This is a genomic window from Alsobacter ponti, from assembly GCF_024294805.1.
GTDB lineage: Bacteria > Pseudomonadota > Alphaproteobacteria > Rhizobiales > Beijerinckiaceae > Alsobacter > Alsobacter ponti.
Genome location: NZ_JANCLU010000005.1, coordinates 1 through 23,507, shown reverse-complemented (window position 1 = coordinate 23,507; position 23,507 = coordinate 1). Strand labels below are relative to the sequence as shown.

The 23,507-nt window shown below is 69.7% G+C and carries 20 protein-coding genes; 8 read left to right on the top strand and 12 right to left on the bottom strand.

Features of this window, described 5'->3' with window-relative positions:
• The first annotated feature begins 47 nt into the window (after positions 1 to 47).
• From NK718_RS06580 to hflX, 5 genes are all read left to right on the top strand, one after another.
• A complete protein-coding gene (locus tag NK718_RS06580) occupies positions 48 to 2,306 on the top strand; it encodes a sensor histidine kinase NtrY-like (protein ID WP_254739846.1) in 2,259 nt (752 codons plus the stop codon).
• Positions 2,307 to 2,365: 59 nt separating this feature from the next.
• A complete protein-coding gene (gene ntrX, locus NK718_RS06575; protein ID WP_254739844.1) occupies positions 2,366 to 3,733 on the top strand; it encodes a nitrogen assimilation response regulator NtrX in 1,368 nt (455 codons plus the stop codon).
• An 18-nt stretch (positions 3,734 to 3,751) separates the two neighbouring features.
• Positions 3,752 to 4,630: a D-amino-acid transaminase gene (locus tag NK718_RS06570; protein ID WP_254739842.1), complete on the top strand. Its 879-nt coding sequence runs from the start codon at positions 3,752 to 3,754 to the stop codon at positions 4,628 to 4,630.
• Positions 4,631 to 4,799: 169 nt separating this feature from the next.
• A complete protein-coding gene (gene hfq, locus NK718_RS06565; protein WP_254739840.1) occupies positions 4,800 to 5,063 on the top strand; it encodes an RNA chaperone Hfq in 264 nt (87 codons plus the stop codon).
• Position 5,064: 1 nt separating this feature from the next.
• Positions 5,065 to 6,462, top strand: coding sequence for a GTPase HflX (gene hflX, locus NK718_RS06560; protein ID WP_254739838.1), 1,398 nt, complete (start codon positions 5,065 to 5,067; stop codon positions 6,460 to 6,462).
• 6 nt (positions 6,463 to 6,468) lie between these two features.
• On the opposite strand, the gene mazG is transcribed toward hflX, so the two are convergent.
• From mazG to NK718_RS06520, 8 genes are all read right to left on the bottom strand, one after another.
• Positions 6,469 to 7,347, bottom strand: coding sequence for a nucleoside triphosphate pyrophosphohydrolase (mazG, locus tag NK718_RS06555; RefSeq protein ID WP_371877232.1), 879 nt, complete (start codon positions 7,345 to 7,347; stop codon positions 6,469 to 6,471).
• A gap of 85 nt (positions 7,348 to 7,432) precedes the next feature.
• Positions 7,433 to 7,840 carry a DUF3775 domain-containing protein gene (locus NK718_RS06550; protein WP_254739836.1) on the bottom strand — a complete coding sequence of 136 codons (408 nt, stop codon included), beginning with the start codon at positions 7,838 to 7,840 and terminating at the stop codon, positions 7,433 to 7,435.
• A gap of 98 nt (positions 7,841 to 7,938) precedes the next feature.
• A complete protein-coding gene (locus tag NK718_RS06545) occupies positions 7,939 to 9,201 on the bottom strand; it encodes an ABC transporter substrate-binding protein (protein ID WP_254739834.1) in 1,263 nt (420 codons plus the stop codon).
• A gap of 108 nt (positions 9,202 to 9,309) precedes the next feature.
• Positions 9,310 to 10,278, bottom strand: a complete 969-nt coding sequence (locus NK718_RS06540) for a branched-chain amino acid ABC transporter permease (protein WP_254739832.1) — start codon at positions 10,276 to 10,278, stop codon at positions 9,310 to 9,312.
• 64 nt (positions 10,279 to 10,342) lie between these two features.
• Positions 10,343 to 11,266: a branched-chain amino acid ABC transporter permease gene (locus NK718_RS06535; RefSeq protein ID WP_254739830.1), complete on the bottom strand. Its 924-nt coding sequence runs from the start codon at positions 11,264 to 11,266 to the stop codon at positions 10,343 to 10,345.
• A gap of 3 nt (positions 11,267 to 11,269) precedes the next feature.
• Positions 11,270 to 12,010 carry an ABC transporter ATP-binding protein gene (locus tag NK718_RS06530; protein ID WP_254739827.1) on the bottom strand — a complete coding sequence of 247 codons (741 nt, stop codon included), beginning with the start codon at positions 12,008 to 12,010 and terminating at the stop codon, positions 11,270 to 11,272.
• Complete coding sequence (locus tag NK718_RS06525; RefSeq protein WP_254739825.1) at positions 12,007 to 12,765, bottom strand: ABC transporter ATP-binding protein; 759 nt, start codon at positions 12,763 to 12,765, stop codon at positions 12,007 to 12,009. The genes NK718_RS06530 and NK718_RS06525 overlap by 4 nt, the downstream gene beginning before the upstream one ends.
• 139 nt (positions 12,766 to 12,904) lie before the next feature.
• Complete coding sequence (locus NK718_RS06520) at positions 12,905 to 13,294, bottom strand: RidA family protein (protein WP_254739823.1); 390 nt, start codon at positions 13,292 to 13,294, stop codon at positions 12,905 to 12,907.
• Positions 13,295 to 13,421: 127 nt separating this feature from the next.
• Here NK718_RS06520 and NK718_RS06515 point away from each other — a divergent pair, with 127 nt between their 5' ends.
• Entirely contained in the window at positions 13,422 to 13,778 is a 357-nt protein-coding gene (locus tag NK718_RS06515; RefSeq protein WP_254739821.1) for a TIGR04076 family protein, read from the top strand.
• Positions 13,779 to 13,931: 153 nt separating this feature from the next.
• The gene (locus NK718_RS06510; RefSeq protein ID WP_254739819.1) at positions 13,932 to 15,434 is read left to right on the top strand and encodes an aldo/keto reductase; all 1,503 of its coding nucleotides are present in this window, start codon (positions 13,932 to 13,934) and stop codon (positions 15,432 to 15,434) included.
• Between the two features lie 23 nt (positions 15,435 to 15,457).
• On the opposite strand, the gene NK718_RS06505 is transcribed toward NK718_RS06510, so the two are convergent.
• From NK718_RS06505 to NK718_RS06490, 4 genes are all read right to left on the bottom strand, one after another.
• Positions 15,458 to 16,363 carry a COG3904 family protein gene (locus NK718_RS06505; RefSeq protein WP_254739817.1) on the bottom strand — a complete coding sequence of 302 codons (906 nt, stop codon included), beginning with the start codon at positions 16,361 to 16,363 and terminating at the stop codon, positions 15,458 to 15,460.
• A gap of 185 nt (positions 16,364 to 16,548) precedes the next feature.
• A complete protein-coding gene (locus NK718_RS06500; RefSeq protein ID WP_254739815.1) occupies positions 16,549 to 18,138 on the bottom strand; it encodes an MBL fold metallo-hydrolase in 1,590 nt (529 codons plus the stop codon).
• A gap of 67 nt (positions 18,139 to 18,205) precedes the next feature.
• A complete protein-coding gene (locus NK718_RS06495; protein WP_254739813.1) occupies positions 18,206 to 20,203 on the bottom strand; it encodes a heavy metal translocating P-type ATPase in 1,998 nt (665 codons plus the stop codon).
• 267 nt (positions 20,204 to 20,470) lie between these two features.
• Entirely contained in the window at positions 20,471 to 22,120 is a 1,650-nt protein-coding gene (locus tag NK718_RS06490) for an MFS transporter (protein ID WP_254739811.1), read from the bottom strand.
• A 227-nt stretch (positions 22,121 to 22,347) separates the two neighbouring features.
• Between NK718_RS06490 and NK718_RS06485 the strand changes: the two genes are divergently transcribed.
• Positions 22,348 to 23,507: DUF3300 domain-containing protein (locus tag NK718_RS06485; protein WP_254739809.1), on the top strand; the 1,160-nt coding region annotated here is incomplete at its 3' end.

Here is a 23,507-nt window from a genome sequence, read left to right as displayed (position 1 = left end):
GCGCGGCGTCGTCCAACCGGGACAATGATGGTGCGCGAACGTAATCGATGACTTTGGCCAGCAACGCTTCCACTCAGCCGCCCGAACTCGGCGTGGTCCCGCTCAGGGGAACGCGGGTGTGGGGCGTGGTGGGCGGCGTCGCCGTGGCTCTGGCCCTGCTGTCGGCGCTCGCCACCTTCGTCGTGCTGGCGGGCATGGTGCCGGTGCCGCCGACGCACGAAGTGGTGCTGTGGCTGTTCCTGCTCAACGCCGCCCTCGTGCTGGTGCTGGTGGGGCTGGTCGCCAAGGAGGCGTTCGCCCTCATCCGCGCGCGGCGCAAGGGCATCGCGGCCTCGGGCCTGCATACGCGGATCGTCGGGCGCTTCGCCTTCCTCGCGGTGCTGCCGGCCCTGCTGGTGGCCGCCGTGGGCTGGATCACGCTGGAGCGGGGCCTCGACATCCAGTTCAGCCGCTACATCCGCGACCTGCTGACCACCTCGGTCGATGTCGCCAGCGCCTATCGCGAGCTGCAGTGCCGCACCATCGGCCGCGAGATCAACCTGATGGCGGCCGACATTGGCCGGGCCAAGCCGGCGCTGGAGCAGAACCGGGACTTCTTCCGCGACTTCATGCGCTCGCGCGCCGTATTCCTGGGCTTCCCGGTGGCCCTGCTGATCCAGGACGACCTCACCGTCATCGAGCGCATCGAGATCAAGCCCATCGAGGGCCTGCCGATGCCGACGCGCGAGGACGTGGAGGCGGCGGCGGACACGGAAGCCTGGTGCCTGCTGCCGACCAGCGGCAACATCTTCCGCGGCATCCTCAAGGTGCCGGCCTTCGAGAACGCCTATCTGGTGGTGGCGCGCGCCGTCGACCCCAAGGCGCTCGAGTTCCCCAAGCAGGCCGAGCAGGCGGCGCAGTATTACGAGGCGCTGTCGCAGCGCAAGATCGACGTGCAGGTGGCCTTCGCCAGCATGTACGCGCTGATCTCGCTGATCCTGCTGTTCTCGGCGGTGTGGTTCGGCCTCAGCTTCGCCAACCGCTTCGTCTCGCCCATTCGCCGGCTGATCTACGCCACCGACCAGGTGGCCTCGGGCAATTTCTACGTCCAGGTTCCCTCGCGCGCCGACGAGGGCGACCTTGCCCACCTCGCCGAGACGTTCAACAAGATGACCTCTGAGCTGCGCCAGCAGCACGACCGGCTCACGGCGGCCCGCGACCTCATCGACCGCCGCCGCCGCTTCACCGAGGCGGTGCTGTCCGGCGTGTCGGCGGGCGTCATCTCGGTCGACCCCAGGGGGCAGATCACCGAGCTGAACCCGAGCGCCGAGCGGCTGCTGGGCGCGAGCCGCGACAGCTGGCTCGGCAAGCCGCTCCCGGAGGCCATCCCGGAGCTCGCGCCGATGGTCGGCGACGCGCTGGACGGCAGGCTGCGGCAATCCCAGGGGCATGTCGTGCTGTCGCGCGCCGGGCAGGACCGCACGCTGACCGTGCGCGTCGCCAGCGACCAGGCCGGCGACGGCGACGCCGGCATCATCGTCACGCTCGACGACATCACCGACCTCGTCAGCGCGCAGCGCACCGCCGCCTGGGCGGACGTCGCCCGCCGCATCGCCCACGAGATCAAGAACCCGCTGACGCCGATCCAGCTCTCCGCGGAGCGCATCAGGCGCAAGTACGGCAAGGTCATCGTCGCCGACCGCGACGTGTTCGACCAGTGCACGGACACGATCGTGCGGCAGGTGGACGATATCAAGCGCATGGTCGACGAGTTCTCGTCGTTCGCGCGGATGCCCAAGCCCCAGCCCGACACCGAGGACCTCGCCGCCATCGTCCGCCAGAGCCTGTTCCTGATGCGCGTGGCGCATCCCGAGATCGAGTTCTCGGAGGACATTCCCGACACGCCCGTCCAGGCGCGGTTCGATCGCCGGCTGGTGTCGCAGGCCGTCACCAACATCATCAAGAACGCCACCGAGGCGGTCGCCGCCGTGCCGGCCGAGGAACGCGGGCCGGGGCGCATCGCCGTCAGCCTGCGCGAGCAGGACGGCAAGCTGATGATCGGCGTCGCCGACAACGGCAAGGGCTTCCCGACCGAGCACCGGCAGCGGCTGCTGGAGCCCTACATGACCACGCGCGAGGGGGGCACCGGCCTCGGTCTCGCCATCGTTGGGAAGATCATGGAGGAGCACGGAGGGGGAATCGAGCTTCTCGACAATCCGGATGAGCCGCGCGGCGCATTCGTGCGGCTCTGGATGCCGGCGGGCGGGTTGCCGGCGGCGTCGAAGGTCGGCGCGGACGACGCGGCGAGCCGGCAGGCGCGGGCGTAAATGGACGGACTCCACGGCCCGGCGAGGGGTCCAAGGGCGACAAAACGGAGAAGAGCACGATGAGTGCCGATATCCTGATCGTTGACGACGAGGCGGACATCCGCGAGCTCGTCGCCGGCATCCTGGACGACGAAGGGCATCGCTGCCGCACTGCGGGCTCGTCCGACGAGGCGCTGGCCGCCATCGAGGCGCGCCGGCCGCAGCTCGTGTTCCTCGATATCTGGATCCAGGGATCGCGGCTGGACGGCCTGCAGATCCTCGACATCATCAAGGAGCAGCACCCCGACCTGCCGGTGGTGATGATCTCCGGCCACGGCAACATCGAGACGGCGGTCTCGGCGATCAAGCGCGGGGCCTACGACTTCATCGAGAAGCCGTTTAAGGCGGACCGGCTGGTGCTGGTCGCCGAGCGCGCGCTGGAGTCGGCGCGGCTGAAGCGCGAGGTGAAGGAGCTGCGCTCGAAGTCGCAGCAGGCGAGCCGGATCGTCGGGGCCTCGCATGCCGCCAACCAGCTGCGCCAGACGGTCGAGCGCGTGGCCGCCACCAACGCGCGGGTGATGATCTCCGGCGCGCCCGGCTCGGGCAAGGAACTGGCGGCGCGCACCATTCACGCCATGTCGGCCCGCTCTTCTGGCCCGTTTGTCGCCATCAACGCGGCCACCATCACGCCCGAGAACATGGAAAGCGAACTCTTCGGCGTCGAAGGCATGGACGGGCGGGGGCGCAAGGTCGGCGCGCTCGAAGAGGCCCACGGCGGCACGCTGTTCCTCGACGAGGTCGCCGACATGCCGCGCGAGACGCAGGGCAAGATCCTGCGCGTGCTCGTCGACCAGAATTTCCAGCGCGTCGGGGGCGCAATGCGCGTGCATGTCGACGTGCGGGTGATCTCCTCGACGGCGCGCGACCTCGCGGCCGAGATCGCCGCGGGACGGTTCCGCGAGGACCTGCTGCACAGGCTGAGCGTCGTACCGATCCGGGTGCCCAGCCTCGCCGAGCGGCGCGAGGACATTCCGGAGCTGATCGGCCATTTCATGGACCAGATCTCCGCCGCTTCGGGCCTGCCGAAGCGCGTCATCGCCGACGACGCGCTGGCGGTGCTGCAGTCGCACGACTGGCCGGGGAACATCCGGCAATTGCGCAACAACATCGAGCGTCTGCTCATTCTTGCGGACGGCGACCCGCAATCGGAGATCACGGCGGACCTGCTGCCGGCCGAAGTGGGCACGCTGGTGCCCGCCACGCCCAACGGCGCGCGCGGCGAGAAGCTGATGTCGCTGGCGCTGCGCGAGGCGCGCGAGATCTTCGAGCGCGAATACCTCACGGCGCAGATCAACCGCTTCGGCGGCAATATCTCGCGCACCGCCGAGTTCATCGGGATGGAGCGTTCGGCGCTGCATCGCAAGCTGAAGTCGCTGGGAATTGGCTGACAGGAGAGCGCCGCAACCATGAGCCGCATCGCCTATGTGAACGGCCGCTACGTCCCGCACCGCGACGCCATGGTGCATGTCGAGGATCGCGGCTACCAGTTCGCCGACGGCGTCTACGAAGTCTGCGAAGTTCACGAGGGCCGGCTCGTCGACGAGACCCGTCATCTGGACAGGCTCGACCGGTCCCTGCGCGAACTGCGCATCGCGTCGCCGATGGGGCGTGCGCAGCTCACCACGGTGATGCGCGAAACGGTGGCCCGCAACCGCGTCCGCAACGGGCTGGTCTACGTGCAGGTGACGCGCGGCGTGGCGCGGCGCGACCATCCCTTTCCCGATCCGGCGCCGCGTCCGGCCCTCGTCGTCACGGCCAAGTGGACGGACCGCTCCGGGCTCGACAAGCTCGCCGCCAGGGGCATCGGCGTCATCACCGTGCCGGAGAACCGCTGGGCGCGCCCGGACATCAAGTCCATCGGCCTCCTGCCCAACGTTCTGGTGAAGCAGCAGGCCCGCGAGGCGGGCGCGCGCGAGGCTTGGTACGTCGACCGCGACGGCATGGTGACGGAGGGCGGGTCGAGCAACGCCTGGATCGTCACCACGGACGGGCGCATCGTGACGCGGCGCGCCGACAACGCCATCCTCAAGGGCGTCACCCGCGCCGGCGTGATCGACCTGCTGGGCCGGCGCAATCTCCAGCTCGAAGAGCGAGCCTTTACCGTCGCGGAGGCCAAGGCCGCGTCGGAGGCGTTCATCACCTCGGCGTCCAATCTCGTCGTGCCGGTCGTGACGATCGACGGTGAGAAGGTCGGCGACGGGACACCGGGCCCGGTGGCGCTGTCCTTGCGGGCGGGGCTGCACGAGGTGACAGAAATGTCACGTCCGGTTATTCATGGCGGCTAACGTCGCCAGCATGCCGCAAATGACACTGCGCGTGGAGGGGCGGCGCGGTAGACACAATTCCGTTCGCGCCGGCCCGGCGCGAACCTTGCTTATCAAGCCGCAGGGCACCAACGCGCAGGTCGACAGCCGGATCGATCAAGGCAGCTAACAATAAAGAAGGGGCACGTCCATGGCTGCAGAACGCACTCAAAACCTCCAGGACACGTTTCTGAACCACGTCCGCAAGAGCAAGATCCCGCTGACGATCTTCCTCGTGAACGGAGTGAAGCTTCAGGGCGTTGTGACCTGGTTCGACAATTTCTGCGTATTGCTGCGCCGGGACGGTCACTCGCAACTGGTCTACAAGCACGCCATCTCCACGATCATGCCGGGCCATCCGGTCGCCCTGTTCGAGTCGGGCGAGGAAGGCGGCGGCGCCGTCGCCAAGGAATAACTTGACCGGACCCAACATCCCGAAGGACGCCCCGGCGAAACGGGCCGTCGAACCCGAAAAGAAGATCGCCTCCGGAACGCGGACGCTGGTGGTCGGACCCTATCTCTCCGCCCGGGGCCGCATGGGCGCGGAGGGGGAGGGCGCGCGCGTCAACCTGCGCATCCCGCAGGCGCGGCTGGATGAGGCGGTCGGCCTCGCCGCCGCCATTGATCTCGACGTCGTCCAGTCCCTTCTCGTGACGCTCGCCTCGCCCCGCCCGGCGACCTATCTCGGCAAGGGCAAGGTGGAGGAAATCGAGGGGCTGATCCGGGCCGAGGAGATCGACCTGGTGATGATGGATTGCGCGCTGAGCCCGGTGCAGCAGCGCAACCTGGAGAAGGCCTGGGGCGCCAAGGTCATCGACCGCACCGGCCTGATCCTCGAAATCTTCGGGCGCCGGGCGCGCACCAAGGAAGGCGCGCTTCAGGTGGAGCTCGCCCATCTCAACTACCAGAAGAGCCGTCTCGTCCGCTCGTGGACGCACCTGGAGCGTCAGCGCGGCGGCTTCGGCTTTTTGGGCGGCCCGGGCGAGACGCAGATCGAGGCCGACAGGCGGCTCATTCAGGAGCGCATGGTGCGCATCGAGCGCGAGCTCGAGAACGTCAAGCGCACGCGCGGCCTGCACCGCGAGAGCCGGCGCAAGGTGCCCTATCCCATCGTGGCGCTGGTGGGCTACACTAATGCCGGCAAGTCGACGCTTTTCAACCGGCTGACCTCCGCCGAGGTGTTCGCGGAGAACCTGCTGTTCGCGACGCTCGACCCCACGGCGCGCGTGGTGAAGCTGCCGCACGGCGCGCCCATCATCCTCTCCGACACGGTGGGCTTCATCTCCGACCTGCCCACCATGCTTGTCGCGGCCTTCCGCGCCACGCTGGAGGACGTGATCTCCGCCGACGTGATCCTGCACGTCCGCGACGTCAGCCACATCGACACCGAGGCGCAGTCGGCCGACGTCACGGCGATCCTGAAGGATCTCGGCCTCAACCCCGACGACCATGCCCGCATCGTCGAGGTGTGGAACAAGGCGGACCTGCTGACGCCGGAAGACCACGACCGGCTGATGGCGGTGGCCTCGCACCGGCCCACCGACGCGCAGCCCGTCGTCGTCTCGGCGCTGACGGGCGAGGGGATCGACCGGCTCAAGGCCGCCATCGAGCAGCGCCTGTCGTCCGATCGTCCCGTCTATCGGGTCGAGCTCGACCCGGCCGACGGCGCGGGCCTGCACTGGCTCTACCAGGAAGCGGAAATTCTCGACCGCCGCAACGGCGAGGACGGGGCTATTCTGCTGGCCGTCCGGCTCGCGGTGGAGAAGGAAGCCCGCCTGCTCAGGCGCTTCCCGGGCGCGCGTCGGCTGCGCTGAGGCGCGTCAGCGGCGCTCCTCGCCCTTGGCGGCGTTCCACAGCGCGTCCATTTCCGCGAGGTCGGCGTCGGCGAGCGCGCGCCCCCGCGCGGCGAGGCTGCGTTCGATGAAGGCGAAGCGGCGCTCGAACTTGGCGTTCGTGCCGCGCAAGGCGTCCTCCGGGTCCACCTTCACATGGCGCGCGAGGTTGGCGACCGCGAACAGCAGGTCGCCCACCTCGTCGGCGACGGCTTTCTGGTCGGCGGCGTCGAGGGCTTCCTCGATCTCGCCCAGCTCCTCGCGCAGCTTGGCGAGCACGAGGCGGGCGTCGTTCCAGTCGAAGCCCACCGTCGAGGCCTTGGCCTGCAGCTTCACGGCGCGCGTCAGCGCCGGCAAGGCGTGCGGCACGTTCGAGAGCAGGCCCGAGGCGGGCTCCGGCGGCAGCCCCGCCGCTTCCCGCGCCGCGTGGCGCTCCGCCTTCTCGGCCTGCTTGATTTCGCCCCACAGCGCCTTGACCTGCTCCGGGTCGAGGTCGCGCGCCGCGCCGAACACGTGCGGATGGCGGCGGATCAGCTTGGTGGTGATCGCCTCCACCACGTCGGGGAAGGCGAACGCTCCCTGCTCCTGCGCCATGCGGGCGTGGAACACCACCTGGAGCAGCAGGTCGCCCAGCTCGTCGCGCAGGTCGAGAAGGTCGCCGCGCTCGATGGCGTCCGCCACCTCGTAGGCTTCCTCGATCGTGTAGGGCGCGATGGAGGCGAAGTCCTGCTCGAGGTCCCACGGGCAGCCCGAGCCCGGCGTCCGCAGCGCGGTCATGATGGCGATCAGCCCGGCGATGTGGCGGCTGGGCGCGACCTGCGCCGCGCTCTCGTCTTCGGTCGCGATGTGGGAAGCGGGCGTGGTCACGGCGCGGCTCCGGCGGTCTGATTCCGCACCTTACCAGAACGGGCCGTGGCGGGTCAGGCGCGGGCCGCGCCCGCGCTCGCCGCAATCACACGCCCGCGCCGGCGTTCTCGTCGACGCAGTTCAGGTCGAAGGCGGCCAGGCCCTCGTCCAGCAGGTCGGGGAGGTTGGGAATGCCGAGCAGGTAGTCGGCGGTGGGCGTGTCGACGCTCTCCTGCGCGAGCCGGACGGCCTCGTCCCACTCCGCCGCCTCGTAGTCGCCCCGACCCACCCAGACGAGGGCGACGAGGTTGGCGCGCTCGTCGACATTCAGCCCGTTGATGAAGGAGCGGATCTCGCTTTCCGTGGCGTCGTCGCGGGTGGGTTCAAGCACGTCGATCTGGTTGTCGTCTGTGGGGTTGGACCCGGAGTCCACGTCGGTGGGGCCTTGCTCCTTCACGTCGTAGCGTCGGGCTTGGCGGATGAGGGCGCAGACCTTGTCGAGAGCGATGTCCATGGCGTGAACTCCTGTCCCATCCTTGACGCGGCAACGAGGGATTGGTTTCAGCGCGGCGGACCCCGGCGCGCCGGGGTCCGCGACACGGTCGGCGAAGGTCAGCCCTCCACCTTCTTGAACAGCGCCTGCATGTCCTCGATCGAGATCACCCGGTCGGTGACGATCTCGCCGTTCTGGATCTTCCAGACGAGCGCCGGGCCGGTGACATCGCCGTTGGCGTCGAACTCGATCGGGCCGGTCGCGCCGAAATACTTGATCGGCTTGCCGTCCTTGATGAGCTGCACGGCCTTCTTGAACTCCTCCGGGCCGGTGCCGACCTGCGCGCCGCCGGCGGCGTGGACCTGGCGCACCGCGTCCTTGATCGCCGGGCCGCTGAGATCCTTGGCGATGTTCATCGCCAGGCCGAGCACCATCACGGCGTCGTACTGGGTGTGAACGCCGGGGCCGGCGCTGTCGGTCTTGTACTTCTCCTGGAAGGACTTGTTGAAGGCGTCGACCGTCGGGCCGGCCACCTGGGCGTTGTCCATGCCGAAGGACTCGTTGAGGAATTTCGGCCCCACGCCGTTCACGAAGTCCATCACCCGCATCGAGTTGTTGAGAGCGATCTTCTGCGAGCCGCCCAGCGACAGCCATTCGCGCACGATGGTGACGGCGTCCTTGGGGAAGCCGACGAGCAGCAGGGATTCGGGCTTGGCCGCCAGCGCCTTCGTCACCTCGGCGCGGTAGCTCGGCTGGTTGTCGTTGTAGGGAACCTCCGCGACGATGTCGCCGCCGAGCTTCGGCAAAGCGAGCTTCACGAACTTCGTCATGTCGACGCCGAAGTCCGTGTTGACGTAGATGATCGCCGTCTTCTTCAGGCCGCGCCGCGCCATCTCGGACGCGGTGGCGTAGGCCTGCGTCTTGCTGGTCGGCAGCGTGCGGAAGAAATAGCCCTGGCTGCGGCCGTCCAGCGTGAAGGCGCTCGCCGTCGAGCAGCAGCTGATCTGGACGACCTTCGAGGGCGCCGTCACCGAGGCGATGATCGGGCCCGTGACGCCGGAGGAGACGGTGCCGGTGATGGCGGGCACGCGCTCCACCTCGACGAGGTACTTGGCCGCGTCGACGCCGACCGTGGGCTGGCCCTGGTCGTCGCGCAGGATCAGCTCGACCGGGCACCCCTTCACGCCGCCGCCCTGGTTGATGTGCTCGACCGCGAGCTGCGCCGCCTGGGCGATCTTGGTGGTGATCGGGCCCATCGAGCCCGTCAGCGGCAGCACGCCGCCGATCTTCACCGGGCAGGACGGCTGCTGCGCGGCCGCTTGGTGTGGCGTGAAGGCGGCGGCGAGCGCCAGCCCCGCCGCGAGGCCTGTCCATTTCATCATCTGATGCTCCCTCTGCCGGGTGGCGACCGCCGGCCGGTCTCGCCGGGCCTTGTCATCGAAATCGCCGCCCTTGTACGTCGCCGAGCATCCGTTGAGGTGTTTGGGGTGTCAACTTTTCCCGAGCGGATCGGGATCGTTGGCGTGGCGGGACACCACGGACTCCTCGCCGATGAGCCCGCGCGGCCGCAGCAGCAAGGCGAGCAGCAGCAGCAGGCCGATCAGAATCACCTGCACCGCGCCGCCCTGCGCGGCGTGGGCGGGAGGCACCAGCTTGGTGATCGCCACGCCGGAGGCCGACCAGATGGCCCACACCACCAGCGCGCCGAGCAGCGCGCCCCGGTTGTTGCCGCTGCCGCCTACGATCACCATCGCCCAGATCTGGAAGGTGAGGATCGGCATGAAGTCGAACGGGCTGACGAAGCCGATGAAGCTGACATAGAGCGCGCCGGCGAGGCCCATCAGCGTCGAGCCGAGCACGAAGGCTTGCAGCCGGAAGGCGCGGGGGCTCTTGCCCAGCGCCTCGGCCGCGGTTTCGTCCTCGCGGATCGCCTTGAGCACGCGCCCCCACGGCGCGCGCAGGATGCGCTCCAGCCCCCAGTAGACGGTCGCCGTGATCGCAACCAGCAGCCCGAAGAACCAGAGATTGAAGCCGAACGGCGTCTGGAACCATCCGAACAGGGGTCGGGGAATGGCCGAGAGCCCCTGCGAGCCACCGGTCAGCGCCTCCCAGTTGAGCGTCACCAGCTGGATGGAGACCGCGATGCCGAACGTGCTGATGGCGAGATAATCGCCGCGCAGCCGGATCGTCGCCCATCCGACGGCCCAGGCCGCCAGCGCCGTCGCTGCCATCGCGCCCGCGACCCCGACGATCCAGGGCAGGCCGAAATTGCCGATGAGCTCGGGCCGGGGCGCCGCCGTGAGGATGGCGTGGGCGTAGGCGCCGACGGCGTAGAACCCGACGATCCCCGCATTGAACAGGCCCGTGTAGCCCCATTGCAGGTTGAGGCCGAGCGCGATGATGCCGAGGATCAGCACGATCGAGGCGAAGAACACCAGGTAGGAGACGATCCCGATCATCGCGTGAACCCGGGAACGCGGCGTGTCTTGTAGCGGCATGTCTTGGAGCGGCGTCCGGTCATGGTCACGACCTCTCCCCGAACAGGCCCTGCGGGCGAACGAACAGCACCAGCATCAGCAGCAGGAAGGGCATGGCGGCCTTGTAGCCGGGAGAGATCACCAGGATGGGCAGGTTCTCGGCGAGCCCCACCAGCAGCCCCCCGACAACCGCGCCGACCAGCGAGCCGGCGCCCCCGAGGATGGCCGCCGCGAACAGCGACAGCAGCAGGTTGAACCCCATCTCCGGGTGCAATTGCGGCGACAGGCCGAGGAAGACGCCGGCCATCGCGGCCAGCGCGCCTGAGAGAAACCACGTCCAGCGCACCACGTTCTCGACCTTCACGCCGCAGGCCAGCGCCAGCGCGGGGCTCTCCGCCATGGCCCGCATCGCCATGCCCGTGCGGCTGTAGCGCAGATAGAGGTGCAGCAGCACCACGACGGCGAAGGTGAAGCCGAGGATGAAGATCTGGTCCGGCAGCATGCGCACCCCGGGCAGAACCTCGACGGCGATCTGCAACTCGTTCGTGTAGAAATAGGTGCCCGGACCCCACAGCAGCACGACGACGTTGCGCATCACCAGCGCCGCGCCGAAGCCGGCGAACACCATCGAGAGCGGATTGGCGTTCTTGGCGCGCAACCGCCTGAAGATGACGAGGTCCATAGCGAAGGCGAGCCCGCCGGTGAGCAGGGCGGCCAGCAGCATTGCCGCGATCAGCTGCCAGCCGAACGACAGCGGGCCGATCGGCGTCCCCGGCCCGGCGAAGGCGACTACCACCAAAGCGAGATAGGCCCCCCAGGTGAGCAGCTCCGAGTGCGCGAAATTGGCGAAGCGCAGGATTTGCAGGCCGAACGACACGCCGATGGCGCCCAGCGCCACGATGGCGCCGGTGAGGACGCCGTCGGCGACCGCCTGCGGAACCTGGGCGAGGAGGAACGAGAGTTCGGGCATCGATCAGTGTCCCTCCGCGCCGCCGTGGCGCACCCCGATGAAGGCCTCGGCCACCGCGCGGTCGGCCAGCAAATCGGCGGCCTGGCCCTCAAACCGGTTGCGCCCCTCCGCGAGCACGTAGCCGCGATCCGATAGGCGCAGCGCCGCCCGGGCGTTCTGCTCGACCATGAGCACCGCGACGCCGCTGGTGGCGAGCTGGCGCAGATCGGCGAACACCTCGCCCACCACCTTCGGCGACAGCCCCGCCGTGGGCTCGTCGAGCAGCAGCACGGCGGGGTCCGTCATCAGCGCGCGGGCGATGGCCAGCATCTGGCGCTGGCCGCCCGACAGCACGCGGGCGCGCTCGTTGCGCTTGGCGGCGAGCGCCGGGAACATCGCGTAAGCGCGTTCGACGCCGCGGGCCAGCGCTGCGCGCGACACGGTATGGCCGCCCACCGTCAGGTTTTCGTGGATTGTCAGCGTGGTGAACACGTTGCCGGTCTGCGGCACGAAGCCCAGGCCCGCCGCCACGATCTCGGACGTCGGCAGGCCGGCGACGTCCCGGTCGCGCAGCAGCACCGTCCCGTCGGTGGTCGGCACCAGGCCGACCAAGGCCTTGAGAAAGGTCGACTTTCCCGCTCCGTTGGGGCCGATGATCGTGACCACCTCGCCGGCCGCGACATGGGCGCTGACGCCATGCACGATGGGCAGCCCGGGGACGTAGCCGGCCACGACGCCCCGGGACGAGAGCAGCGGCGCGCTCATGCCGGCAGGTCTCCCAGATAGGCGTCGAGCACTCGCGCGTCGCGCTGCACCGCCTCCGCCTCGCCCTCGAAGATGACCTTGCCCTGCGCCATCACGACGATGGGCCGGCAGATCCGCATCACCAGGTCCATGTTGTGCTCGATGAGCAGGAAGGTGATGCCGCGGCGGTTGAGGGCGACGATCTTGTCGACCAGCGTCTCCATCAGCGTCGGGTTGACGCCCGCCGCCGGCTCGTCCAGCAGGATCATGCGCGGCTCGTTCATCAGCACCCGCGCGAGCTCCAGAAGCTTCTGCTGCCCGCCTGAAAGATTCCCCGCCAACTCGCTGAGCTTGCTTCCTAATCCGCAAAAGCCGAGCACCTCGACGGCGCGGTCGCGGTTGGCCTTTTCCTGCGCGGCGACGAGGCCCGGGCGCAGCCAGTTCGACCAGAAGACCTCGCCCGCCTGGCGGGTCGGGGCGAGCATGGCGTTTTCCAGCACGGTCATTTTCGGGAAGGGGCGCGGGATCTGGAACGTCCGCGCCAGCCCGCGATGAAAGACTCTGTCAGGAGTCAGCCCGTCGATCCGCTGTCCATCGAAGACGATCGTGCCGGAATCCGGGATCAGGGACCCGGCGATCAGGTTGAACAGCGTGGTCTTTCCTGCGCCGTTGGGGCCGATCAACCCGGTGATGCTGCCTTGCGGCACGGCGAAATCGGCGCCGTCGACCGCGTTCATGCGGCCGAAGGATTTCACGACTTGCCGGACCTGGAGCATCGGGGAACCGCTGAGAGATTCGATGCGCGAATGAAGCATGGGCCTTGCCGCCGGGGAAGCCCAAAGCCGCGAGGCCGCGCCGACGGCAGCCGCTGGCCGGCTCGGTTATTCCGGCTTAAAATGCCACGATCACAGAGACTTAGCGCCTGCGCAGGGCGGTCACCTCGAGCTCGACCTTCATCTCCGGCACGGCGAATCCGCAGATGATGGTGGTGTTGGCGGGAAGCGGCGGGGAGAACGTTTCGCGCAGCACGGCGCTGACCTCGCCGACATACTCGCGGTCGGAGAGATAGACCCTCACCCGGACGATGTCGGCGAGGCTGGCGTCCGCCTTTTTCAGCGTGTCTTCAATGGTTTGCAGCGCCTGCCGCGCCTGCCCGGCGGCGTCGGGGGCGATCGTTCCGGTGGCGAAGTCGTAGCCGGCGGTGCCGGAGACGAAGACGAACTCGCCGTCCACCACCGCGCGGGAATAGCCGGCCATCTCCTCGAATCGGGAGCCGGAGGAGATCGTCCAACGTTGTTCGGCCATGTTCGGCTCCGGTTCCGTTCGGTTTCGGGTCTGTATGGAGGTGTCGGACAGGCGGGGGCGAGTTTCAAGCCCGGCGGTTTCGTGGTTGACTGGCGTCGACCCATTCCGGCCCCATCCCAGGCGGACCATGAGCGACAAGACGGACGACAGTTTCGAGCTCTTCGACCTGCGGGTCGAGGCGGTGATTCCCGAAGGCGCGAAGATTTATTGCGGCGCGAAAACGGGAGACTACTTCGAGCTTCGAGGGGAGATGCTGACGCTGCCGCCGGGGCAGGGCTTCTCCATTTACTCGCTGGCCGCTGTATTGCCGCTGCTCGCCGCCAAGCAACGGCCGACGCACCGCAACGACTGGATGACGACCGACGCCGAAATCGCCTGCCCGGACCCAAATTGCGGCTCCAGGTTGCGCATCCGCCGCATCGGCACGCGCCGGTTTAGCCACGCGGACACCACCGCCGTGCCGCTGCCGGACGCCGGCGGCTGATTTTCGTTCGATCGAATTCCGACGCGAAATAGCCTTCCTCCGCGCCGGATTCCGCGCCGAACATCGCCTCCATCGGCAGTTCGGGTTCGCCCAATGCCGAACAGCATGTATTCATGCGTTGTTCCAACGCTCGACCTCGGGACCGCCATCGCCATGACCGCCACGTCGACCCCAGCCGCCCCCCGTCCGGAACGCGCCGAGCTCGCGCCCGGCCTGGAGATCAGCCGCATCGTCACCGGCCTGTGGCAGGTCGCCGACCAGGAGCGCGGCGGCGCGCCGCTCGACCGGGAGGCCGCCTCGTCCGACATGCTGGCCTATGCCGCCGCGGGCTTCGACACGTTCGACATGGCCGACCATTACGGCAGCGCCGAGCTGATCGCCGGGCGCATGCTGGCGCGGGCGGCGGCGGGCGAGGGCGGGCTCGCCCGGCGCCCGCTCGTCTTCACCAAGTGGTGCCCGACGCCGGGGCCGATGACGGCGGACGTGGTGCGCGCCGGCGTGCGGCGCAGCCTCGACCGGCTCGGCGTCTCCCGCGTCGACCTGCTGCAGTTCCACTGGTGGAGCTTCGAGCACCCCTCCTATCTCGACGCCGTGAAGGGCCTCGCCGACCTACGCGAGGAAGGCCTGATCGGCCAGATCGGCGTCACCAATTTCGACACGGCGCATTTGCGCGTGCTGGTCAGGCACGGCCTGCCGGTGGTCTCGAACCAGGTGTCCTTCTCGGTGCTGGACCGGCGCGCGGCGGGCGAGATGTCGGCCTTCTGCCTGGAGAACGACGTTAGGCTGATGGCCTACGGCACGCTCGCCGGCGGGCTGCTGTCGGAGCGCTGGCTGGGCAGCCCGGAGCCGGCCGCCGACGACATCTCCGACTGGAGCAAGATGAAGTATCGCCGCTTCGTCGACGCGGTCGGCGGCTGGGCGGTGCTGCAGACCGTGCTGCGGGCGCTGGACGGCGTCGCCCGGCGGCATGGCGTCTCCATCGCCAACGTGGCGACGCGCTACGTGCTGGAGCACCAGGCCGTCGCCGGCGTCATCGTCGGCGCGCGGCTGACCGAGCGCGAGCACCGCGCCGACAACCTGCGCAACTTCGCCTTCGCGCTGGACGGGCAGGACCGCGCCGACATCGCCTCGGCGCTGGCGGCGACGACGCCGGTGCCGGGCGATTGCGGCGACGAGTACCGCCGCCCGCCCTTCCTCACCGCCTCGGGCGACCTCAGCCATCATCTCGAGGCCATGCCGCGCGCCTGGGAGGCGACGCCGGTCGAGGGTCGTCCCGAGCGGCTGCGCGTCGACACCGGCTCGATCTGGGAGCCGCTGTGCGGCTACAGCCGCGCCGTGCGGGTGCGCGACCGCGTGCTGGTCTCGGGCACCACGGCGACCAACGGGGCGGGCGAGATCGTGTGCCGGGGCGACCCCGCCGGGCAGACCGTCTTCATCCTCGACAAGATCGCCGCCAGCCTGGCCGCCTGCGGCGCGACTTTGGCCGACGTCGTGCGCACCCGCGTCTACGTCAAGGACGCCAGCCAGTGGGAACCCGTCGCCCGCGCCCACGGCCGCTACTTCGGCGACATCCGCCCCGCCAACACGATGATCGAAATCGCCAATTTGATCGGCGACTACGAGGTCGAGATCGAGGCCGAGGCCGTGGTGGACTGAGGGAGGGCGCTAGTCGGCCTTCGTCACCGGCAGGTTCCCGACGCCACGGTCCCGCCGTTTCGGGTCAAGGTGACCTCGCCCTTGTCCGTCAGCGTGAGCTGATAGTCAGGGCTCGCGTTGTACACGAGGCGCAGGCCAACGTTGTCCCGGTACGTCGTGTAAAGGGAGCCTGTTTCCTTCACGACCCCGTTGCGCGAAAAGTGGGTCTCCTTCGCGACGCCCGGTCCCGTGTTCACGAACCGATAGGTGATCTGGTTGCCCTTCCTGTCGGTGAGGGAGCACGTGATCGCTGCGGCGTTCTCGCCTGACGGCAGGGCGCTCTGAGCCTGCTGCGGCGCGGCCTTGGCCGAAGGCTTGGCAGGGCTCTGATCGTCCTTCAGCTCGAAGTTCTCGACCTCGATGCCGAAGGTGGAGGCATTGGACAGGTTCAACCAGGCGATCCGGTCGGGCGGCGCGGCGGTGACGAAAATGATCGCGGTCTGCGACATGCCGAGCTGGGAGAGGTAGGCGCCGACCAGCGCGTTGCCGGTTCCCGATTCCGTCTTCGATCCGTTTTCATCCAGGTACGCGGCGTGGAAGCCGATGCGAGATGTCTTGCTGATGAAACGCTTGCGTCCGCCCAGCCACGCGATCGCACAGGCCGAGACACAGGAATCGCCCGGCTCGACATAGGTGAGAAAGCCCTTGAGCCGAATGGCGCGTCCGATTTCGATTCCCGTCATCAGATGCCCGCCGTCGCTGGCGAACACCACGAACGCATCCTTCAGCGGCAAAGCCTTGTTGACGAACTCCTTGTCGTCACCCATCCGGAACTCGCCCCGAACGTAGACTACCGCCCAGTCGTTCGACAGTGGGGTCACCGTGATGGTCGCCGCCGACGCAACCGAAGCCGTCAGCGCCAGAGCCAAGATCGCCAGCAATCGCCGCATGAAAACTCCGACCCGCCCGTCCCAAGAAGAAAGCTTGGGCCGGTAATCTCGTCCAGCCGACATCCGCACGCAAGCTTCGGCCGGTCCGGAGATCTTATCGCGAAAGAGTGTTACGCAACAATTTTCAGAAGACCCGACGTCGGGCGAGATCAAGCGGTCCTATTCATCTCTAGTCTTCAATCTCCTCACCCTCGCTCATTGTCCAGCGCTCGCCTCAGCCGGCGCAGGAGTTTGGCGCGGGCGTTTTCGCCGGCTTCGCGGCGGACCGCGTCGTTGATGTCGAGGATCAGGCGCGACAAATCGTTGTGCCAGTCGACCCGGCCGAGGCTCTCGGGGGGCAGGCGTACCGGGGCCGCGCCTTCCACCGGCGCGGCGGCGTCGGCGGTGAGCTCGAACACCTGGTCCAGCGTCGGGCGCACGATGCGGCCGGCCCCGAGCGGGCCGGCGAGGCGCGCGGCGAGCGCCTCCATGGCGGGCTCCTCGCCGTGGGTCAGGAACACGCGCCCGGCCACCGGGCCCCGGCGCTCCACCCAGCGCTGCAGCTCGGCCGCGTCGGCGTGGCCGGAATAGAGGTCGAGCGAGCGCACGCTGGCGCGCACGTCGATCTCCTCGCCCATGATGCGCACGCGCGGCGCGCCTTCGAGCAGGAAGCGCCCCAGCGTGCCCTGCGCCTGGAAGCCGACCAGCAGCACGGTGGACTCGGCGCGCCCCAGCCGCGCGCGCAGATGGTGGCGGATGCGCCCGGCGTCGCACATGCCGCTCGCCGCGATGACGACGTGGAAGCCGCGCAGCCGGTCGAGGGACTTGCTGTGCTCGACCGACTCCGTGAAGCGAACCATGCGGTAGTCCAGCGCGCGGATCAGGCGGTCGCCGTCCTCCAGCTCGCCGGCATGGGCGGCGAAGGCCTCGGTCGCCTTCGAGGCCAGCGGCGAATCGATGAAGATCTGGGCCGGACGAACGGCGTCGCTCTCCATCAGCGCCACGAGGTCGACCAGCAGCTCCTGCGTGCGCTCCACGGCGAAGGAGGGGATCAGCAGCGCGCCCCGGCGGCGCTGCGCGTCGCGCACGACCTCGGCGAGGGCGGCGCGGCGCTCGTCGTCGGACACGGGCGGGCGCACCGTGTCGCCGTAGGTGGACTCGCAGACTAGGTGGTCGACGCCGGCCGGGCCGTCGGGGTCGGTCTGCAGCAGCTTGGAATCGGGGCCGAGGTCGCCGGAGAACAGCAGGCGCAGGGGCGGCGCGCCGGGCGCGTCCTCCGCCTCCATTTCGACGGAAGCGGAGCCGAGCAGGTGCCCGGCGTTCCAGAAGCGGACGCGCACGCCCTCGGCGACGCGGGTCCAGCGCAAATAGGCGGAGGGGCGGAACTGGCGCAGGGTCGCCTCGACGTGCTCCTGCCCATAGATCGGCTCCACCGGCGGCTTGCCGTGCTGCATGTTGCGCCGGTTGAGCTGTTGCACCTCCATCTCCTGGATGGCGGCGGAGTCCGGCAGCATGAAGCCGCACAGATCGGCGGTGGCGCGGGTGGCGAAGATCGGCCCCTCGAAACCGTCCTTCACCAGCTTCGGCACCAGCCCGCTATGGTCGATATGGGCGTGGGTGAGGACGAGCGCGTCGACGTCGGCGGGGCGGAACGGGAAGGCGCGGTAGTTCAGCTCCTTCTCGGTCTTGGAGCCCTGCACCATGCCGCAGTCGACGAGCACCTTCGCCTTCGCCGTCTCGACCATGAAGCAGGAGCCGGTGACGGTGCGGCAGGCTCCGTGAAAGCGAAGGCGCATCGCGTGGGTCTCCCGTTTCGCGGGAAGCGTCGCAGAACCGCGCCCCCGCGTCGAGCGGGGAGGCGGCTCAGGTGCGGGCGGCCTCGTCGGCGGCGGGGACGGCGAGCGCGCGGGCGCGCTTCGCGTCGGCGCTGTCGAGCGGCAGCAGGCGGGCGGAGTTGAGCAGGAAGGCCAGCTCCGAGCCGACATGGATGAAGGCGGCGAGCAGCGGGTTGAGGTAGCCGAAGGCGGCCAGCAGCACGCCGAGGATGTCGACCCCGATGGTGCCGGCGAAGTTCTGCCAGATCACGCGCCGCGTCTTGCGGGCGATGCGCAGCGTCTCGACGAGCTTGAACAGGTCGTTGCCGATCAGCACCACGTCGGCGCTTTCCTTGGCGATGTCGGTGCCCGAGCCCATGGCGACGCCGACATTCGCGGCGGAGAGGGCGGGGGCGTCGTTGACGCCGTCGCCGACCATGGCGACCACGCGGCGCGCGGCGACCAGCTCGCGCACGCGCGCCAGCTTGTCCTCCGGCAGCATGTCGGCGCCGACCTCGGCGATCTCGAGCTGCCGGGCGATGGCCTGCGCCACCGGGGCGGTGTCGCCGGAGAGCAGCAGCGTGCGCACGCCCATGTCGGCGAGCGCGCGCATAGCGGCGTGGGCCTCCGGCCGCACCGTGTCGGCCACCTGGATCTCGCCGAGGAAGACGCCGTCGGCGGCGACCAGGATGTCGGAGCCGAGGTGGTCGGCGGCGCGCGGCGGCGTTTCGATGCCGGCCTCGGCCATCAGGCGGCGATTGCCGACCAGCACGCGCCGGCCGCGAATGTCGGCCTCGATGCCCTTGCCCATCGTGTAGGCGAACCGGTCCGGCTCCTCGACGGCGAGGCCGCGACGCTGCGCCTCGGCCACCACGGCGCGGCCCAGCGGGTGCTCGGAATGCAGCTCGGCGCTGGCGGCCAGCGACAGCAAGGTCGTCTCGTCCGCGTCGCCGAACGGCGTCGCCGTCTGCACGGCCGGCTCGCCGAAGGTCAGCGTGCCGGTCTTGTCCAGGATCACCGTGTCGACCCGGCCCAGCGACTCGAGGTGCACGCCGCCCTTGATGATCGAGCCGAGATTGGCCGAGCGGCCGATGCCGCCCAGGATCGCCAGCGGCGTGCCGGCCGCGATGCCGCACGCGCCGGCGACGATCACCACGGAGATGGTGTCGCGGATGTCCTGCGTCAGCAGATAGGTGATCGTGGCCGCCGCGAAGGCGAAGTAGACGAGATAGCCCGCCATGCGGTCGGCGAGGCGCTGCACCGGGGCGCGCGTCTTCTCGGCCTGCTCCACCGCCTCGACGATGCGCCCGAACGTGGTGTCGCGGCCGACGCGCTCGACACGGATCTCCAGCATGCCCATCTGGTTGATGGAGCCGGCGTAGACGAACGCGCCTTCCTGCTTCTCGGCCGGCATCGACTCGCCGGTGATGCGCGACTGGTCGACATAGGAGTGGCCACTGACCACCGCGCCGTCGACCGGCGCCTTCTCGCCGGGGCTGATCAGCACGAGGTCGCCGGGCACGATCTCCTCGACCGGCAGCACGACCGTGCGCCCGTCGCGGCGCACGCGCGCCTCGCGCGGCACGAACTCGACCAGCTCGCGGATGGCGGTGCGCCCGCGCGCCACCGTCAGGTGCTCCAGTTCCTCGGCCACCAGCACGAACAGGGTGACGACCAGCGCCGTGAAGAACTCCGCGATGCCCACCGCCGCGACGATGGCGATGGACATGGAGAGCTCCATCGTCATCCGCCGGGCCAGCAGGTTCTCCAGCGCCTCGCGGAAGATTGGCCAGCCGGCGAAGACCAGCGTGGCGACCCCCACGACGCTGACGTGCGGGAACGGCTCGTAGACCCTGAACCACACCAGGGCCGCGCCGATGGCGGCGGCGGCGATGCGCGCCAGCGCCCAGGGCTCGAACGGCGGCGCGTCGTGCCCGTGCTCGTCGTGCCCGTGCTCGTGATGCGCCTCGGCGGGCGCCGGCGTGGGCTTCGGGGCCGGCTTGGGCGCGGCGTCGCGCGGGGAGGCGGGAACGGTGGTGTCTGTCATGACGCTCTCACGCGGTGATCGAGGCGAACGAGGCGCTTCTAACCCAGTTTGGAAAGAATCTAAAGTACCTCGTGTCCCGCCCGGATCCCGCCTTTCGACGCAGGGCCCGGCCGGCTTGTTCCACGCGCCATCCTCAACCCTGCCGCGCGGGCGCGCCTTGGCGCAGATCAAGACGCGGAACGGCTGAATGGGACGCGCCAATCGCGGCGCGACGAAGACGGGCTGGGGAAGGGCGGCGGGGAAGGGCGATGTCCGCGCGGGGGCGGATCAGTGCGAGCCGCCGGGGTCGGGCGCGGGCGGGGTCAGCCGCCGGTCGGGGTTGCGGTCGGCGGCCGTCCAGCCGGTGCGGTCCTCGATCATGCGGCGGACGCGCGGTCGCGCCTCGCCCCGGTGCAGCGCGCGCAGCCGGTCGCCCAGCGCGACGTCGGCCTGCGTCATGCGCTGGTTCTGGCGCACGTACTCGTGCCATGTCGGCGTGTCGTACCGCTCGGTCCAGACGCGCGGGTCGGCGAGGTCGCGCAGCAGCGACCAGTGGCGCGCGCCGTTGCGGATGCGCACGCGCCGCCGGTCGGCCATCGCCGCCAGGAACTCGCGCACGTCGGCGTCGTCGATGATGAACTCGATGGTGACGAACACCGGCCCGGCGCCCTTGCGGATGGCGAGCGCGAGGTCGGGCTCGTTCCAGTCGGCCGGCGGGTGCTCGCGCAGCGTGCGCATGTCCGGCAGCACGTAGCGCAGGCCGATGGCCGCGCCGACGGCCAGCGTCGCCGCCGAGAAATACAGCGCCTGCCGCGTGCCGATGTCCTCGGCCACGAGGCCCCACACCCAGCTTCCCGCCGACATGCCGCCGAACGTCGCCATCTGGTAGAGCGCCAGCGCGCGTCCCACCACCCAGCGCGGCGCGGAGAGCTGCACGGCGGCGTTGAAGCTCGACATCGCCATCGTCCACGCGCCGCCGCCCGCCAGCATGGCGAGGATGGCGAGCGCCGAGGACGAGCTGAGCCCCGCCAGGCCCGCGCACAAGGCGGCGAGGACGAAGGCGATGCGCACCAGCATCTCCAGCGAGATGGTTTCGCGCAGCCGCGAGCCGAAGAACGCCCCGAACACCGCGCCGACCCCGAAGCCGCCGAGCAGCAGGCCGTAGGTCGCCGCGCCGCCGCCGGTGAGGTCGCGCGCGATCAGCGGCATCAGCGCCTGCACCGCGATGCCGCCGAAGCCGAACACCGCGCCGCGCCCCAGCACGACGAAAATGCCCGGCGACATCGACACGAAGCGCAGGCCCGCCAGCATCGCCGAGCCCAGGCGCTCGGGCGGCAGCGTCTCCTTGCGCTCCTGCGGCTTCCAGCGGGCGAGCACCCCGATCAGCCCGACATAGCTGACCGTGTTGATGGCGAAGGCCGCGAACGCGCCCACCGTCGCGACGATGACGCCGCCGATCGCCGGGCCGATGCTGCGCGCCACGTTGAAGCCGATGGCGTTCAGCGAGATGGCGGCCGAGAGATCGCTGCGCGGCACCATCTCGCCCACCAGCGACTGCCAGGCCGGCCCGTTGAACGCCGTGCCGCAGCCGACCAGGAAGGTGAAGCCGAGCAGCATCCACGGCGTCACGTGGCCGGACCAGGTGACGACCGTCAGGCTCAGCGACACCAGCAGCAGGAAGCACTGCGCCGCCAGCATCAGCCGGCGGCGGTCGAAATTGTCGGCGATGGCCCCGGCCGCCAGCGAGAACAGCATGATCGGCACGGTCTGCGACGCCTGCACCAGCGCGATCTCGCCGCGCGAGCCGCCGATGGCGGTCATCAGCCACGCCGCGCCGACGTTCTGGATCAGCCCGCCCATGTTCGACGCCAGGCTGGCGAGCCAGATCGCCCGGAATACGGGATGCTGGAACGGTGCGAGCTGCGGCGCCTTGCGCATCAAGGTCTCTGAGTCGTGCCGCCGGGAGACGGGGGAAGCGGGCCACACTGGCATCGCGCCGCCGCCCGTTCAAGGACCGCGCGCGCCGGGCTGCCCTGCCGCCAGGCGTCGGTGATTTATCGAAGTTGCAACCTGCGATGGAACCCGCCAAGTTCTGGCATGACAAAGGTCAGGCGGCGAGGCTCAAGCCGCGCCGTTCGCGCCGGGGAATGCGTCGGGAGGCGTGGATGCAGGTGAAATCGGGACCCCTGAAGGCCGGAAGCTGGGCCGCCGTGCTGGCAGTGACGCTCGGCTTCTCGGCCGGAGCGCAGGCGCAGCAGGCCGCGCCGGCCGCCGCGCCGGCCGCCGCTCCGCCCCCGGCGACCGCCGAGGCGGGGACGACGTTCAGCCGCGCCGAGCTGGAGAAGCTGCTCAAGCCCATCGCGCTCTATCCGGACGCGCTGCTGGCGCAGATGCTGCCAGCCGCCGCCTATCCGCTCGACATCGTGCAGGCGGCGCGCTGGCTCGACCGCAACAAGGACGCGGTGGCGAAGAAGGACTTCACCAAGCTCGACGCGCTGGGGATCGACACCACCGTGGCGGCGCTGGCGCGCTTCCCGGACATCATCCGCAAGATGAACGACGACCTCGACTGGACGAGCGACCTCGGCGACGCCTTCGTCAACCAGCCCAAGGACGTGTCCGACGTCATCCAGTCGCTGCGCCTGGCGGCGGAGAAGGCGGGCTCGCTCACCACCACCAAGCAGCAGAAGGTGGTGACCAAGCAGGAATCCGGACAGCAGGTCATCTATATCGAGCCGGCCGAGCCGGAGGTGATCTACGTGCCGCAATACGATCCGGCGGTGGTTTACGACAACACCGGCGCGGTGGTGATGTCGGGGCTCATCGGCTTCGGCGCGGGCGTGCTGGTCGGCTCCATCTGGAACAACAACTACTGGAACTGGGGCTCGGGCTCGGTCTATCCGCCCTATTGGGGCGGCAGGCCGCCTTATCCCGGCTACCGGCCGGGCGGCGGCAACATCAACAACGGCAACATCAACATCGGCAACGACATCAACATCGGCACGGGCAAGCCGTGGCGGCCGGACCCTGACCGCTACCGCCCCGGCCAGGGCACCAAGCCCGGCCTGCGCCCCGGCGGACCGGGCGGCCCCGGACGGCCCGGCGGTGTAGGTGGCGTCGGGGGAGTTGGTGGCGTCGGCGGCGTGGGCGGTGTCGGGGGCATCGGCGGAGTTGGGGGTGTCGGCGGGATCGGCGGACCCGGGCGTCCGGGAGGACCCGGAGGCGTCGGCGGAGTCGGCGGCATCGGCGGGCCCGGACGTCCGGGCGGACCCGGAGGCGTCGGCGGCGCGGGCGGCATCGGAGGGCCCGGACGTCCGGGCGGACC

Bases quoted from the DNA above. Each gene is read 5' to 3' on its own strand.
- NK718_RS06580 (WP_254739846.1), top strand. From the start codon at position 48: ATGACTTTGGCCAGCAACGCTTCCACTCAGCCGCCCGAACTCGGCGTG.
- ntrX (WP_254739844.1), top strand. From the start codon at position 2,366: ATGAGTGCCGATATCCTGATCGTTGACGACGAGGCGGACATCCGCGAG.
- NK718_RS06570 (WP_254739842.1), top strand. From the start codon at position 3,752: ATGAGCCGCATCGCCTATGTGAACGGCCGCTACGTCCCGCACCGCGAC.
- hfq (WP_254739840.1), top strand. From the start codon at position 4,800: ATGGCTGCAGAACGCACTCAAAACCTCCAGGACACGTTTCTGAACCAC.
- NK718_RS06550 (WP_254739836.1), bottom strand. From the start codon at position 7,840: ATGGACATCGCTCTCGACAAGGTCTGCGCCCTCATCCGCCAAGCCCGA.
- NK718_RS06545 (WP_254739834.1), bottom strand. From the start codon at position 9,201: ATGATGAAATGGACAGGCCTCGCGGCGGGGCTGGCGCTCGCCGCCGCC.
- NK718_RS06540 (WP_254739832.1), bottom strand. From the start codon at position 10,278: ATGATCGGGATCGTCTCCTACCTGGTGTTCTTCGCCTCGATCGTGCTG.
- NK718_RS06535 (WP_254739830.1), bottom strand. From the start codon at position 11,266: ATGCCCGAACTCTCGTTCCTCCTCGCCCAGGTTCCGCAGGCGGTCGCC.
- NK718_RS06530 (WP_254739827.1), bottom strand. From the start codon at position 12,010: ATGAGCGCGCCGCTGCTCTCGTCCCGGGGCGTCGTGGCCGGCTACGTC.
- NK718_RS06525 (WP_254739825.1), bottom strand. From the start codon at position 12,765: ATGCTCCAGGTCCGGCAAGTCGTGAAATCCTTCGGCCGCATGAACGCG.
- NK718_RS06520 (WP_254739823.1), bottom strand. From the start codon at position 13,294: ATGGCCGAACAACGTTGGACGATCTCCTCCGGCTCCCGATTCGAGGAG.
- NK718_RS06515 (WP_254739821.1), top strand. From the start codon at position 13,422: ATGAGCGACAAGACGGACGACAGTTTCGAGCTCTTCGACCTGCGGGTC.
- NK718_RS06510 (WP_254739819.1), top strand. From the start codon at position 13,932: ATGACCGCCACGTCGACCCCAGCCGCCCCCCGTCCGGAACGCGCCGAG.
- NK718_RS06505 (WP_254739817.1), bottom strand. From the start codon at position 16,363: ATGCGGCGATTGCTGGCGATCTTGGCTCTGGCGCTGACGGCTTCGGTT.
- NK718_RS06500 (WP_254739815.1), bottom strand. From the start codon at position 18,138: ATGCGCCTTCGCTTTCACGGAGCCTGCCGCACCGTCACCGGCTCCTGC.
- NK718_RS06495 (WP_254739813.1), bottom strand. From the start codon at position 20,203: ATGACAGACACCACCGTTCCCGCCTCCCCGCGCGACGCCGCGCCCAAG.
- NK718_RS06490 (WP_254739811.1), bottom strand. From the start codon at position 22,120: ATGCGCAAGGCGCCGCAGCTCGCACCGTTCCAGCATCCCGTATTCCGG.